18 protein-coding genes are annotated in these 12774 nt (G+C 56.8%); 4 read left to right on the top strand and 14 right to left on the bottom strand.

Annotated elements, in window-relative coordinates; translation table 11 throughout:
• Nucleotides 1–62 precede the first annotated feature (62 nt).
• Entirely contained in the window at nt 63–1424 is a 1362-nt protein-coding gene (locus FDP08_RS18030; RefSeq protein ID WP_137437675.1) for a glycine cleavage T C-terminal barrel domain-containing protein, read from the bottom strand.
• A gap of 254 nt (nt 1425–1678) precedes the next feature.
• Between FDP08_RS18030 and FDP08_RS18025 the strand changes: the two genes are divergently transcribed.
• Nucleotides 1679–2092, top strand: a complete 414-nt coding sequence (locus tag FDP08_RS18025) for a DUF2721 domain-containing protein (RefSeq protein ID WP_137437674.1) — start codon at nt 1679–1681, stop codon at nt 2090–2092.
• On the opposite strand, the gene FDP08_RS18020 is transcribed toward FDP08_RS18025, so the two are convergent.
• The 9 genes from FDP08_RS18020 to FDP08_RS17980 form a co-directional block, all read right to left on the bottom strand.
• Complete coding sequence (locus FDP08_RS18020; protein WP_137437673.1) at nt 2031–3077, bottom strand: serine hydrolase domain-containing protein; 1047 nt, start codon at nt 3075–3077, stop codon at nt 2031–2033. The two genes, FDP08_RS18025 and FDP08_RS18020, sit on opposite strands and share 62 nt — an antisense overlap.
• Nucleotides 3074–4159: a sensor domain-containing diguanylate cyclase gene (locus tag FDP08_RS18015; RefSeq protein WP_137437672.1), complete on the bottom strand. Its 1086-nt coding sequence runs from the start codon at nt 4157–4159 to the stop codon at nt 3074–3076. The genes FDP08_RS18020 and FDP08_RS18015 overlap by 4 nt, the downstream gene beginning before the upstream one ends.
• Nucleotides 4160–4162: 3 nt before the next feature.
• Nucleotides 4163–4441 carry a hypothetical protein gene (locus FDP08_RS18010; RefSeq protein WP_137437671.1) on the bottom strand — a complete coding sequence of 93 codons (279 nt, stop codon included), beginning with the start codon at nt 4439–4441 and terminating at the stop codon, nt 4163–4165.
• A gap of 62 nt (nt 4442–4503) precedes the next feature.
• Nucleotides 4504–4926, bottom strand: coding sequence for a PaaI family thioesterase (locus FDP08_RS18005; protein WP_137437670.1), 423 nt, complete (start codon nt 4924–4926; stop codon nt 4504–4506).
• A 33-nt stretch (nt 4927–4959) separates the two neighbouring features.
• Complete coding sequence (locus FDP08_RS18000) at nt 4960–5355, bottom strand: acyl-CoA thioesterase (protein ID WP_137437669.1); 396 nt, start codon at nt 5353–5355, stop codon at nt 4960–4962.
• 69 nt (nt 5356–5424) lie between these two features.
• The gene (gene thpR, locus FDP08_RS17995; RefSeq protein ID WP_137437668.1) at nt 5425–5982 is read right to left on the bottom strand and encodes an RNA 2',3'-cyclic phosphodiesterase; all 558 of its coding nucleotides are present in this window, start codon (nt 5980–5982) and stop codon (nt 5425–5427) included.
• Complete coding sequence (locus FDP08_RS17990) at nt 5975–6565, bottom strand: CPBP family intramembrane glutamic endopeptidase (protein ID WP_228263379.1); 591 nt, start codon at nt 6563–6565, stop codon at nt 5975–5977. The genes thpR and FDP08_RS17990 overlap by 8 nt, the downstream gene beginning before the upstream one ends.
• Complete coding sequence (locus FDP08_RS17985) at nt 6566–6889, bottom strand: antibiotic biosynthesis monooxygenase family protein (protein ID WP_137437667.1); 324 nt, start codon at nt 6887–6889, stop codon at nt 6566–6568. It abuts the gene before it with no gap.
• On the bottom strand, nt 6886–7824 hold the full coding sequence (locus FDP08_RS17980) for a M23 family metallopeptidase (protein ID WP_137437666.1): 939 nt from the start codon (nt 7822–7824) through the stop codon (nt 6886–6888). Before FDP08_RS17980 ends, FDP08_RS17985 begins: the two co-directional genes overlap by 4 nt.
• Before the next feature lie 232 nt (nt 7825–8056).
• Between FDP08_RS17980 and FDP08_RS17975 the strand changes: the two genes are divergently transcribed.
• Nucleotides 8057–8263 carry a cold-shock protein gene (locus FDP08_RS17975; RefSeq protein WP_027831301.1) on the top strand — a complete coding sequence of 69 codons (207 nt, stop codon included), beginning with the start codon at nt 8057–8059 and terminating at the stop codon, nt 8261–8263.
• Between the two features lie 258 nt (nt 8264–8521).
• Nucleotides 8522–9985: a vanadium-dependent haloperoxidase gene (locus FDP08_RS17970; RefSeq protein WP_137437665.1), complete on the top strand. Its 1464-nt coding sequence runs from the start codon at nt 8522–8524 to the stop codon at nt 9983–9985.
• Nucleotides 9986–10038: 53 nt separating this feature from the next.
• Here the strand turns inward: FDP08_RS17970 and FDP08_RS17965 are convergent, their stop codons facing one another.
• Together FDP08_RS17965 and FDP08_RS17960 are read right to left on the bottom strand one after the other, a co-directional pair.
• Entirely contained in the window at nt 10039–10233 is a 195-nt protein-coding gene (locus FDP08_RS17965) for a hypothetical protein (RefSeq protein ID WP_137437664.1), read from the bottom strand.
• Nucleotides 10234–10333: 100 nt separating this feature from the next.
• Entirely contained in the window at nt 10334–11005 is a 672-nt protein-coding gene (locus FDP08_RS17960; RefSeq protein WP_137437663.1) for an SDR family oxidoreductase, read from the bottom strand.
• A 189-nt stretch (nt 11006–11194) separates the two neighbouring features.
• Here FDP08_RS17960 and FDP08_RS17955 point away from each other — a divergent pair, with 189 nt between their 5' ends.
• Entirely contained in the window at nt 11195–12031 is an 837-nt protein-coding gene (locus FDP08_RS17955) for a M90 family metallopeptidase (RefSeq protein WP_137437662.1), read from the top strand.
• On the opposite strand, the gene FDP08_RS17950 is transcribed toward FDP08_RS17955, so the two are convergent.
• Together FDP08_RS17950 and FDP08_RS17945 are read right to left on the bottom strand one after the other, a co-directional pair.
• On the bottom strand, nt 12032–12511 hold the full coding sequence (locus FDP08_RS17950; RefSeq protein ID WP_170979094.1) for a two pore domain potassium channel family protein: 480 nt from the start codon (nt 12509–12511) through the stop codon (nt 12032–12034).
• A gap of 31 nt (nt 12512–12542) precedes the next feature.
• Nucleotides 12543–12773, bottom strand: a complete 231-nt coding sequence (locus tag FDP08_RS17945; protein ID WP_137437660.1) for a hypothetical protein — start codon at nt 12771–12773, stop codon at nt 12543–12545.
• Nucleotide 12774: the final 1 nt, after the last annotated feature.

Below are 12774 nucleotides of genomic sequence, written 5' to 3'. Positions count from 1 at the left end.
CATTGTCACTCGTATGGGCAAGCAGGGATCGAGCGGTCGCAGCCGCTCGCCCTGCCGGTTTGCTAATCGGCGAAGTCGATGCCTTTGGCCCGGGCCCGCTCGCGGGCATTGGGGTTCACCGAAGGCCGGAACGGCACTTCCACCACTTCTGCCCCAACACTGGTTGAGCCGTCCGCTGCGGCATACTCCACCGGCAAGTGGACCGTCAGGTGCGTGCCGACGGCGCGCAGGTCGAATGGCACGTAGGCGAGTGCAATGTTGGTTTCCAGTTCCGGGGAGTACCAGGGTGACGTGACATAGCCCTCGGGCTCACCGCCGTCAGGGCCACTGATCAGCCAGAAATCGTTGGCATAGTCAGTCACCGGTGCGCCGCCGAAGCGAATACCCACCATGATGTGGCTGAAAGGCGGACGACCGGCATCGACCTGCTCGCGGGCCTTCTCGAGCTTCTGCTTGCCGATGTAGTCCGCGTCCTTGTTGCGCGGTACCTGGTAAGCCAGGGCGCACTGGAACGGCAGGGTTTCCTGGTCAACATCCTGGCCCCAGGAGAGAATGCCCGCGGCAATCCGGCGATGGTGGGCAGGGGCGATAACCCGGAGGTTGTGGGGTTCACCCGCCGCAAGCACGGTGTACCAGAGGTCCTCGGCGTATTTGGTGGCTTCCTTGAGGTATATCTCGTAGCCCTTTTCGCCGGTGAAACCCGTCTGGGAAACGATCACGTCGTGGCCGGCAACCTGGCCCTCCATCAGCCCGTAGTAAGGAATGTCCTTCACCCCTTCACCGAACAGATCCGCCATGAGCGCCTCGGACTTGGGCCCCTGGATCTGTACCGGTGCCACATCAATTTCCGCGATGCTGACATCGAAGCCCATACCGATATTCACACCCCGCAGCCAGAACTCCAGGTCACTGTCTGACAGAGAAAACCAGAACTCATCCTCGGCCACCCGCAGTAGCACCGGGTCATTGATGATACCGCCCTCCTCGTTGCACAGGATGACGTACTTGCCCCGCATGGGCTTTATCTTCGTGGCATCCCGGGTGATCACGTAGTTCACAAAGCGTTCTGCATCCGGGCCCTTGACCTGGATCTGGCGCTCCACAGCCACGTTCCACATGGTGACGTCGTTTATCAGGGACTCGTATTCCACCATGGCACCGCCGTCTTCCGGGTGGACATAACCCCGGGGGTGATACATACGGTTGTATACGGTTGCCCGCCAGCAGCCAGCCTCATAGGACAGATGCCAGTAGGGCGATTTGCGGACCCGTGTGGAAATCAGCATCTCCACCGGCGTAGGACCGGACTGGCGCAGGTTGATAGGAACGCGACGATCAGACTGGTCGACGCTGTCAGGCTGGCGCGCGGCTCCCGCCCGTTGTTGCGGATAGTCCTGAGGTGCTTGTTCGAATTTAACGGCCATTGCTATCTCTCCCTTACGGGGTTGTCGATAGCTCTAATGTGACCGTGTTTGCAGTTATCGGAGTGAACCAATACGACACTGGCACAACCAAAAACGTCAGCCTGCCAGCTCTTGTCGTTCTGCCCTCTCGGATTTCCCGCCTGTCGTTTTATCTGTCGTCGCCTGAGGCCAATAACACTGGCTGGCTAACGCCCCGAACCGACTATAGACTGAAAGACCTTTTGCCCAGGATTCAATCCATCAAGGAGCCGACGTTGACACTGACCACCCCCGCCCTGTTGTTTCCGGCGATTTCGTTGTTGCTGCTGGCCTATACCAATCGCTTTCTGGTACTTGCCCAGCTGATCCGCCAGCTCAAGCAGATGGACACGGAAGAGGACCATGCCCTGATCGCCAGGCAGATCAGCATGCTGCGCAAACGCATTTTGCTGACCAAACGCATGCAGGCTTACGGTGTGCTGAGCTTTTTCCTCTGCACCATGTCCATGTTCGTGCTGTTTGTGGGGGCCGAGTTCGCTGGCGCCATCGCGTTCGGCATCAGCCTGATATTGCTTTCAATATCCTTGCTGTATTCACTGTATGAAATCGTGATCTCAACCAACGCCATCAACGTTGAGCTTGAGAGTTTTGAGGCGAGGAAGCAGGGGGAAGCGGGAAGGCAGGAATAACAAACTCTTCCAGCAGTGCATTCTGTTTCTGCATGAAAGACGGTGACGCGGGCGGTTGTGGATCAGACGTCATGACCACTGTCATTTCCAGATCCGGAAAAACGTACAGCATCTGCCCGCCGTAACCACGGCCATAATAGGCGCGATGCCCTCCCAGATCGGTCACGAACCAGCCGTAGCCGTAGCGGTCATCGGTGTACCGGGACGTGCCTCGCTGTGTCCATGACTGGTCGATCCACTCCGGCGAAAGCAGTTGCTTGCCGGCATGCACACCGCCGTTACGATACAATTCGCCGATTTTAAGCAGCGCCATGGGAGACAGGTGCATGTCGTTGCCCCCGAAGTAAATGCCCTGGGGATCCTTCAGCCAGGGACGAACCCGGATGCCCAATGGCTCACCCAGCCAGTCACGGGTGACCGCAAGGGTGCTGCGGCCAGTGTTCGCGGTGAGCGCCGCAGACAGCAAATGGTAACTGCCGGTGGAATAGAGCATTTCAGCACCGGGTTCGGCCACGAACGGCCTGCTGAGAGCATAGTCTACCCAGTTGTCGCTGTTGACCCACTCGCCGTAATAGCGGCCAGAGGTGCGCTGCAGGCCAGCCTGCATGGACAGAAGGTTGCCAATGGTCACCTCATTGACCCTTTTACTGGCATCGGCCGGCACATCCAGAATGTCTGCAACGGGCTGGTTCACACTGACGAATACCCCACGGTCGATAGCTATGCCGACAACGGCAGAGAGTACTGTTTTGGACAGGGATTTAATATTGGCTGGCTCATCCGTTCCGGGGCCCCGGAATGCCTGAGAAAACACAGGTTCACCATCCACGGCGATCACCAGGCTGTGGAGGCGTTCAAGCTCTACAGCTTGCTCGGCCAACCCCGGAAACAGGGGGACTGACGTTTCCGTGCGGGCAGATGTGGCGAAAGCAATCAAAGGCGTCACCAACAGAGCGATGGCCAAACCGCGCAAGAACCTGCTCACCTCTCCCCCTTCTTCACCCGATACATGGCGCCGTCCGCGTGGCAAATCAGCGTTTCCGGCTCCTTCCCATGTTCCGGGTATACGGCGATGCCGATACTGGGGATCAGGGTCAGGCTTGCCATGGACAACTCATAGGGCTCACTGAGCGAGGCACGTACTTTTTCAGCAACACTGAACGCGTCGTCCGATTGTGCAATGGTGTCGAGCAACACGATGAATTCATCACCACCGAGGCGACCAACGGTATCAGCCGCCCGCACACATTGCGCCAGCCGCTCAGCCATCACCCGCAAAACCTCGTCGCCCGCTGAATGCCCGTAGGCATCGTTGACCTCCTTGAAGTTGTTCAGGTCCAGATAAAGCACAGCCAGATTACACTCGTCCCTGGCCGCACGCTCCAGCGCTTTGTGAATCCGGTCCATGAACAGTCGACGGTTGGGCAGGCCGGTCAGCTGATCATAGTTGGCCATAAATTCCAGCTGGGAATGCATCTGCTTGCGCTCTACGGCCGCCGCAACCTGCACTCTGACAAACTCGAGCAACTCCCGGTCCTTCTCGGTATCAGGAATGTTCAACGCCTCGCCGTTCGGTTCAGCAAGCGCATCCATAAAGCCAGGGGCCACCAGTAAGTCATCCACCACCTTGTGAATTCGCTGGTACATGGCCGGCAAATTGGCCGGACTGTTCGCTGCCTCAGATATCGCATACATGGCCGCCTGCATGGCTTCCGACCGCCTTCGCTCGGTCACATCACGAGCCACGGCCACGCGAATTTGTTCTTCCTCGGACCAGCGTGCAGACCACATGATGTGGGCTATCGAGCCATCCTTGCGGACATACCGGTTTTCGAAGTTGGGCTTCAGCTCACCCTGCAGTATCTCATTGACTGCCTGCCGGGTTTTCCCCTTGTCCGCCGGGTGTACAAAATCGAGGATGCGCCGACCGACCATCTCGTGCGGTTGATAACCAAAAACACGCTCACTGGCAGCACTGACATATCGCACATAGCCATCACGGTCGACCACACAAACCGCATCCAGCAACAGGTCGACAAAGTTCGCCGGCGGGATGGCAGTTTTCATGGGCTAGCGGGAACCCCAGATCCTGGCCACGGCGCTGTCGCTGCCCAGCAGGCCCACCACTAAGCAGACCAGGCTGATAACAAAGAACAGCACGATAGGCAGCAGAGCGCTGAATGTTTCAGCAACGATGGAGAAGAAAAGCGAGATCCCCGACAGAACCAGGAACAGAAAACCGACGACCAGAAGTATTTTCCGGTGGGATGAACGATAACCTTCCGCATTTCCGCCTTTTTCGAAGAAAACAAGAATGGGCCGGAATACTCTTCGCAACGCATCTTTCACTGAACATTACCTCTCATTATTCTGGTGGCCAGGCGACACTGGACCGCCCGGGCGTCAGCAGCCTAGCGGGGGCTGACAACGGCCAGGGTAACCGTTGCCTTGGAGACCAGCCGCATATCATCGGGTGTGCCGCAATATACCTCAGACTCTACCACGGTCAGGGAAGAGCCTGCCTTCAGTACGGTCGCAATACAGTCCAGATGGGTGCCTCTGGCTGATCTTAGCAACTTCAGCGAGAAATCCGACGTGAGCACAATCTGCCCCGGCTTTGCCATGGAGGCGCCCGCCGCACCAGCGGTGTGGTCGGCCACCGTGGCCTGCACCCCGAAGTGAACAAAGCCGTCCTGCTGCAGATGCCTTTTCTCAAGCACAAGGCTGGAGCGACACTCTCCGGATTCGATGGATACCGGCTCGAGGCCCAGATCGGCGATGAATGGTGCCGATGAGAAAATGCGTTCCACTTCGTTTTTATTAAAGCTGTCCATCACACCTCCCGGCTATGCTTACTGAAGACCCGCCTATTCCTCGAAAACGTGCCCGGTAAGCTGGTTACGAATCTCGTCGGGGACAGGAACGGACTTCTGCGTCTCGTAATCGAAATGGATCAGCACGGTTACGCCACGGGCCACCAGCGCGCCGTTCTGCCAGGCTTCCTGAATGACCTCGAAAGATGAGTTGCCGAGCTTTCCGATACCGGAGCGTACCTCAACCGGTGTCGCCCAGTAGCACTGTGCCTTCAGGTCTATTTCCATTCTGGCAAGTATCAGTGGCCAGCCTTCAGGTGTCAGGGACGGATGGAAGATCCGGAAAATCGGGGTTCTGGCCTGCTCGAACCAGACCGGATAGACGGTATTATTGATATGACCGAGCGCATCGGTATCGCTGAATCGCGGCTCAACTTCGTAGTAGAACATTCGGAGCATCCCAAAAAACGGTTCAACCTCGAATCTTACCGAAAATTCTTCCCGCGTGGGCGCTCAATGTCACTCTGGTCCTGCCAGCGGAAACCTTTCGATGATTTGATAAACGGACCCCTGCCCTCCACAGACGCTCTCGAACAACGCAAACTGATTCACGGCAAACGTACCGGTCTGGACAGCCTGGTGCTCTCGCAACAATTCCCGCACCGAACCGGCCTCTTTCCTGAAACGGGACAGCGTAATATGCGGCCTGAAGGTACGCTTCTCTGGCCCGAATCCACACGCTGCCAGTCTTTGACACAGTTCCTCGTGCAGCCTGGCCAGCTCATCCACCGGCCGCACTCCGGCCCAGAGATTTTTCGGGTGGTCAGGGTGACCAAAACAGCCAACCCCCGTCACGGTCAGATCAAACGGTTTCACCGGCAGGTTTCGGGCCGCGTCGCAAATGACCGGCAGCTGTTGCGCCTCTACACTGCCGAGAAACGCCAGTGTCAGATGCAATTGGTCCGCTCGCTGCCAGCGGGCACCCGCTGCCGGCTGCCGAATCGACAGCAACCGCTGTTTGACCGGTTCCGGGATTTCCAGTCCGAAGAACAGGCGAAGCTTTGCTGGCTTATCCAACCCGCACCCCGAACCATTCCGGAAACCGGCGCAGACAATACAGGGCAATCATGTCGTATACACCGTGCCAGACCATCACCAGTACCAGGCTGTCGGTCAGCGCATAGACCGTTCCCAACGTCATACCCAGCCCGGTGGCCAAGACAAAATAGGTAAATGACAGATAGTGCACCAGCCCGAACAGCAACGAAGCCAACACAATCGCGACGGCATCGTGCACATGCTGGGCCAGCCAGCCCTGGATCGCGCCCCGGAACAGCAACTCCTCTCCCACGCCGGCAAAGACCGAGAGGGCAATCAGGACAGTCCAGGAATAATCACTCGCGAACCGGTGTAATTGCTCAAGCTGGGATTCCAGCGAATCACGGACCAGACCGGGCAGACGGCTCACCAGCAGGATCACAGCATAGGTCGCGACACTTCCGGCCAGCCCCCAGAACAGCGCAGTGGCGGGGCTCACACCATTGTAATAGACGGGAATTCCAAACAAGGCGATGGCCGCCAGCCCCACCACGCCGATGCCGCCCTGGAACATCAACGCGGTGCGAGGCGCAATCTGCGGGCGTTTCCCGGTACCTGCCACTCAGTTGCCCCGTTTGCCCGGCGGCATCACAACCCACTCGGGGTCTTCAAACTCACCGAGAGGGGTAATGTCGCAGAATGGCGCGGCACTGCGGATGATCCGGGCAACCTCCGGATTGTGCTGCCCTTCCATGGCATCCCGGTCAGCCTTGCTGTCCCAACTGGCAATGGCAATCAACACATTCGGGTCGTCGATCTTGCGGTGTAGCTCCGTTCCTCGTGCACCGGGTGCCTGCTGGATAATTTCGCTGGCACGAACCCAGGCATCGGCGTACTCCTCTGCTGTATGCCCCTCCCGGATGCGAACCTCAAAGATATACTTCATCGATCAATCCTCTTTCCGACAACATCATTGCGAACAAGATACCGACCATCGAAACTCATGGGCCGGCCCCCGGCCTCCCACATAAGGTTATCGTGATCGGAGACCCGCCCCTGTACCGCATGCACGTGAAGGTGGGGCTCACTGGAATTCCCGGAATTGCCCACTCGCCCTATCAGATCCCCTGACATTACCTTATCGCCCTGCCGCAACGAAACCGACCCCTGGCGTAAGTGCGCCAGCACCACGGTCACCTTGCCACAGTGGATAGCCACGAAATTACCGGCAGGATTGTCACGATCGTTCCGGGGCGGCGTCTGATCCGGTAAGCCGGTGCCGACGTTCGTTACCTCGCCCGAACACGGCGCTGCTACCGGGGCATTCCAGATTCCATAATCCTCCAGCACGTCGGGGACCATCTCATGGGTGCGCAAACCGAAGCGAACAGTACGAACCACGTCAATCGCATGATGCTGAGCATCGATTCCATAGTGGTGATTCATTACATGGGAATTGCCTCCCTGCCCGACCCGGTATTGTCCCTCGATCAGGGGCCATCGCAACTCAACAGGCTCGGCACCCGGATTTGCTGCCCCCAGTACAGACCAGGCAGGCACCAGGAGGGCGGCCAACACGGCAATATTGAAACCCAGCGACAAGATCGCCACCGGCCGCCAGGCTGGCCACACCGGCAGAGCCGACAGGTGGCGCATCAGGAACCAGGCTGCGCTCCCCACCAGTCCCGCCCAGAACAGCCAGGGCCAGTATCCACCAAGCCATATCCAGGCGCCTGCCTGCTGGATAAGCAGCAGATAAACAGTGGCCAGAGCCAGATAGCTCAGCCAATGGATGCGGGATGCTGCCTTACCGAAACCAACCGCAACAATGAACACCAGTGGAACAAACAGGTGGGAGATTAGGAGGAGAAAAAGAGTCATGCCTTGTCGATCCTGTCAAAATAGACTTGCAAAGGCGGGGAGCATAAGAGTACAGTGCCTCTCGTAGGAAAGATTAGCACAGCAGTTCACGAATAAGACGCATCTCAGTTGTTTTGGTAGTTGCCCGTCCTGTTTTTGATTCCGCGCGTTTTTTGTTTCCGCACAACGCTGACCAGTCATCGTTTCTGGTGGTCTGGCTGCACATTAAATTATCGAATTCAGGATTATGATTATGTCTACAACTACCGGTACTGTTAAGTTTTTCAACGAAGCAAAAGGTTTCGGCTTTATCACTCGCGAAAGCGGCCCGGACGTCTTCGTTCACTACAGCGCTATTCAAGGTGGCGGTTTCAAGACTCTGGCTGAAGGCCAGCAAGTCGACTTCACCGTTACTGAAGGCCAGAAAGGTCCTCAGGCAGAAAACGTAGTTGCTGTTTAAATAACAGCCAGCACGTTTGAAAAAGGCAGCTTCGGCTGCCTTTTTTTCGTTATGGATCCCGAAGAATTTTCCTGCCTTTCTCCATTGATCTCGCTCTCTGTAAACTATAATTACAGGCAGGCATGACGCCCCCCCCCAACCCGAACAGCGTAGTCGCAGCATTACCACCTGTGGCAGAACCGCACATGGCGCGTTAGCAGACTGAACCAGGATGGGTTAACACCATCATCACTCTGTGCTCCATGGGAGGTAAACGCCATGAGCAAGCCTGAACTGTTCCATTCACTGCACCCCCGGATTCTGACCCTGTCACTCATACTGTGTATGGTGATAATACCCGCCAAGGCCAACGAACATCACGACCTGGCAAACGGTAACGCCGCCATTGAAGTGGTCATTCCTTTCGCCATTCCGGCGATCTTCGAAGTTTCACCCACCGCGAGTGACGCCACGCTGGTACTGCGGGCAACCACGCTGATCACCAACAGCTGGTTCGACGCGGTTGCTCCCTACCATCCAACAGCTGTTGGCGTCTATTCAAACCTGGGTCGAAGGCCGGCCAATGAAAGCGAAGACAATACAAACCTCAATATCGCGCTGCTGTATGCCTCATACCATGCGCTTAACAGCCTCTTCCCCCACAGAAACAGCGACTGGCGCGCCATGCTGGAGTCAGTAGGGCTGGACCCGGAGAACACCTCTACAGACCTGACCGAGCCCGCGGGAATCGGTAACTCCGCAGGCATGGCACTGGTGGCTGCCCGGGAAAATGACGGCATGAACCAGTTGGGCAACGAAGGAGACAGAACTTATCACCGCGCGCCTTATGCCGACTATACCGACTATGCCCCGGTCAATACCGCCTACGAACTCAGTGATCCCTCACGCTGGCAGCCAGCGATGACAGGCAGCAACGGCCTGTTCAAGATTCAGCAGTTCGTAACCCCGCAAATGAGACTTACCGAGCCCTACTCGTACCACAACCCCAAGCGTTTCCGCGCCAGACCGCCTGTTAAAAGTAACGTTCGCAATTATGGCGCTTACCGGCAGCAGGCAGATGAAGTCCTTCAGGCATCAGCCAGCATGACGGATGAACAAAAAGCCAAGGCGGAACTGTTTGACAACAAGATAAACAGCCTGGGATTCTCGGCCGTGTTCGCCGCTTTCAGCCAGCAGCTGTCACTGGCTGAATTCATTCAGTATGACTTCCTGACCAATATGGCTGCTTTTGATACGGCCATCGCAATCTGGCAGGAAAAAGAGCGCTTTGACGCGGTTCGGCCATTCAGCGCCATTGCTTATATCTATGGCGATGAACTGGTCACCGCATGGGGCGGCCCAGGGCAAGGGACGGTTTACGATCTGAAGGGTTCCGAATGGACCAGTTACCTGCCAGTGGCGGACCACCCGGAATACCCCTCCGCTTCTGCCAGCTTCTGCGCTGCCCATGCTGAAGCCAGCCGGCTGTACCTTGGCTCAGACCAGCTCGGTTATGTTGTACCCGTGCCACAAGGCAGCTCGCGAATTGAACCGGGATTTACGCCAACCGAAGACCTGGAGCTGGTTTTCCCGACCTGGAGTGACTTCGAGCAGAACTGCTCAATGAGCCGTTTCTGGTCAGGCGTGCATTTCCTGTCGTCTCTTCCAGCGGGGGAGAGAATAGGTAATCGCGTAGCAGGCTATGCCTATAGGTTTCTGGACGCTAAATTGAAAGGTGAATAGCCAACGAGGGACGCCAACGGTCACACTGCCTATGGCCGCGTGACCGTCAGTTACTAGTAAGTGACACGATGGCGATCAAATACCTCTTCAATTTCCCGTCGCTCCTCTGACGGGATCATTACTCTGATCACCTGCTCATCAACTTCAATATAAATATTTTCCTGGGGCAAGCCCATGGCAATCAAATCATCCTTGACGTTACGGGCCTGCTCCCTGGAAGTGAAATGTCCGTTCAGCGCTTTGCTCATCAGACCATCCTCCTATAACCCAAGTACCCATCTAAAACTTTAGTATTAGAAGGAATGCTTGTAAATAAACTTCCCTGCTTCCTCAATGGGGCGACGTCCGTTACCAGGGTAGCTCCTCACCATTGCTATGCCAGAACGAGCCAGTGTTTTCCAGGTTTAACCCCTCAATCCTCGCTGCAAGGCCTTTTGCCGACTCTTCAGGCGTAATCAACCCACCGAAGTTCACCATGCGGGTTTGCACATAACCGGGATGAAGCTGGGCAACGGCTATGCCCCTGGGTTTCAGGTCCATGGCGAGGGACTTGCCAAAGGCATTCAACGCTGCCTTGGAGGCGCGGTAGCCATAGCGACCACCGGAATCGTTATCTGCAATGGAGCCCATACGGCTGGTGATATTGGCAATCTTTCCTCCAGAAGGAATCTGCGACACCAGCGCCTCCGCTACTCGAAGCGGTGCGTAGGCGTTGATCTCCATCTGGGTGCGGATGGAGTCGAAGTCGATACTGCCCAGCTTTTCATCCTGCAGCAGGCCTGCATTGTTGATCAGCAAATCGATCGATTGCCCCTTCAACCCGTCCGTCAGTTTCTGGATGCCGCTGTCGGTGGTTACATCCACCCCTTCGATGATCCGCGTGGCCACTTCCTTCAGTTCTGCTGATGCTTCACGGCAGACTCCGATCACATCACAGCCCTCACCGGCATAGTGGCGAGCGAGTTCAAGGCCAATGCCGCGGTTGGCACCGGTAATAACAACAGTTCTGGTATCAGACATGGAAACCTCCTGGTCTGTATTAAGAGTTCACGGATTCTCTTCGGAAATCAGTTCCCGTTCAAAACGGCCAAGTACCACCATGATCACCAGCGCAAGGTTAACACTGCAGGTTGGTAACAGTAGAGTCTGGTGACACCTACCAAGACCAATTACACTATCAGGCCATTAACACGCACCGGAGCCCCGCCAATGCTGATCTACACCCTCTGCGCGTTGGCCGTTATCGGCGCCTCTGTTTTCTATCTGTTTTTCTATCGCAGCTGGCGGCGGGAAAGGCAACTGCAACAGCCCTTCCCGACCTATTGGCGGGAAATACTCCAGTCCCGGGTGCCCGTCTATGACAGGCTACCTCTGGAACTGAGGCAGCAGCTTGAACAGCACATACAGCTTTTCCTGGCGGAAAAATCCTTTTATGGCTGCGATGGGTTTGAAGTGGACGACACTGTGCGCCTTACCATTGCAGGGCACGCCTGCCTGCTAATCGTTGCCCGCAGCTTCTCCGATTTCGACGAGGTAAGCAGCATTCTGGTGTATCCGGACGCCTATCATGTCAGGGATATCGAGAGCGACGGGATCGTGGTCAGCGAGAGCAACCAGATACGCTCCGGTGAAGCCTCAAGCCACGGCCAGGTGGTGCTGGCATGGGCCCAATGTGAGGAAGGTGCGGTCAATCCTGCCGGGCAGCATAATGTCATCCTCCACGAATTTGCCCATCAGCTGGATTACCTGGATGGCACTGCCGACGGCGCGCCTCCTCTGAGCGGCAAGCAGGCCAGCCACTGGCAGGAAACCATGACCCGGGCCTATGAAAATCTGCGGCACTCGCTCCATCACCACCGGAAGCCCTGGCTGGACCCATACGGCGCCACCGAGCCCGCCGAGTTCTTTGCCGTGCTGACAGAAGCCTTCTTCCAGCAGCCCGACCATCTCAAAGCGGAGCAACCAGAGGTATACGAGGTATTACGCGGGTTCTACCGGTTAGATCCGGTGACCTTGACGCCCGTCGAAGCACCGGTCGGCCACTGATTATGACCCTTGAGCACCGTCTCCCCAGGCGCGGGCCATGACCAGATAGCTGAAGGATGCCGACCAGGTAATCATCATGAATCCCACCAGGGCCTCTGTGCCGGCCAGAAACCGGACATGGCCGGTTGCCGCCAGGTCTCCCCATCCCACCGTGGTGTAAGTAGCCGCGGAGAAATAAACACTATCCAGCAAGCTGAGGTGGGCGTAGCCATCAATGGCACCCAGGCCATCCTGATCCAGCAGGTACCAGAAGGCCACACCAAATAGCCAGATTTCCACAACATGGGCGATCAGCAGCACGAACATGTTTGCGAGTATAACCGGCCGGTTTCGGAAGGTCCCTGGTGACGAGAGTTTCTGACTGGGGCGAAAACGGTTCAGCAGCTGAGTGACCTCAAAATGGAAGACGACAACCAGACCCACTACCAGCGCTGTCACTGACACGACAATCAGCTCGCCGCCCACGAAAAACTCCTCCATTGCCCATATCTCGCTTTTACAACGACCACCGTCACCCCTGCACGCCCAACCTGTCGAGATAAACGTGAAGCTCCTGCTCACTGATATTAACGTGTTCCACCACCCGACCATAGAGCATCACCGTCGGTACATTGCGGCCGTTCAGCTCTCGCTGGGTTTCGTGCAGCACATACAGAATGATGCGCTCGGTGCGGGTAAGACCATCGCGCGCGTCCGGGATGGTTTCCAGCAGGGTTTCAAGCTCCTGGGGGCTTACTGTCACT

Origin of the sequence: Marinobacter panjinensis (assembly GCF_005298175.1) — a bacterium.
GTDB classification, from domain to species: Bacteria; Pseudomonadota; Gammaproteobacteria; order Pseudomonadales; family Oleiphilaceae; genus Marinobacter; species Marinobacter panjinensis.
The sequence above is the reverse complement of the archived record's forward strand: the minus strand, read 5'-3'. Positions and strand labels throughout refer to the sequence as shown.

What these genes read in the sequence shown, in the direction of transcription:
- FDP08_RS17985 (WP_137437667.1), bottom strand. Translation starts at nt 6,889, where the DNA reads ATGAAGTATATCTTTGAGGTTCGCATCCGGGAGGGGCATACAGCAGAG.
- FDP08_RS18030 (WP_137437675.1), bottom strand. Translation starts at nt 1,424, where the DNA reads ATGGCCGTTAAATTCGAACAAGCACCTCAGGACTATCCGCAACAACGG.
- FDP08_RS17955 (WP_137437662.1), top strand. Translation starts at nt 11,195, where the DNA reads ATGCTGATCTACACCCTCTGCGCGTTGGCCGTTATCGGCGCCTCTGTT.
- FDP08_RS17980 (WP_137437666.1), bottom strand. Translation starts at nt 7,824, where the DNA reads ATGACTCTTTTTCTCCTCCTAATCTCCCACCTGTTTGTTCCACTGGTG.
- FDP08_RS17970 (WP_137437665.1), top strand. Translation starts at nt 8,522, where the DNA reads ATGAGCAAGCCTGAACTGTTCCATTCACTGCACCCCCGGATTCTGACC.
- FDP08_RS17960 (WP_137437663.1), bottom strand. Translation starts at nt 11,005, where the DNA reads ATGTCTGATACCAGAACTGTTGTTATTACCGGTGCCAACCGCGGCATT.
- FDP08_RS17950 (WP_170979094.1), bottom strand. Translation starts at nt 12,511, where the DNA reads ATGGAGGAGTTTTTCGTGGGCGGCGAGCTGATTGTCGTGTCAGTGACA.
- FDP08_RS17965 (WP_137437664.1), bottom strand. Translation starts at nt 10,233, where the DNA reads ATGAGCAAAGCGCTGAACGGACATTTCACTTCCAGGGAGCAGGCCCGT.
- FDP08_RS18005 (WP_137437670.1), bottom strand. Translation starts at nt 4,926, where the DNA reads ATGGACAGCTTTAATAAAAACGAAGTGGAACGCATTTTCTCATCGGCA.
- FDP08_RS18000 (WP_137437669.1), bottom strand. Translation starts at nt 5,355, where the DNA reads ATGTTCTACTACGAAGTTGAGCCGCGATTCAGCGATACCGATGCGCTC.
- FDP08_RS17975 (WP_027831301.1), top strand. Translation starts at nt 8,057, where the DNA reads ATGTCTACAACTACCGGTACTGTTAAGTTTTTCAACGAAGCAAAAGGT.
- FDP08_RS18015 (WP_137437672.1), bottom strand. Translation starts at nt 4,159, where the DNA reads ATGAAAACTGCCATCCCGCCGGCGAACTTTGTCGACCTGTTGCTGGAT.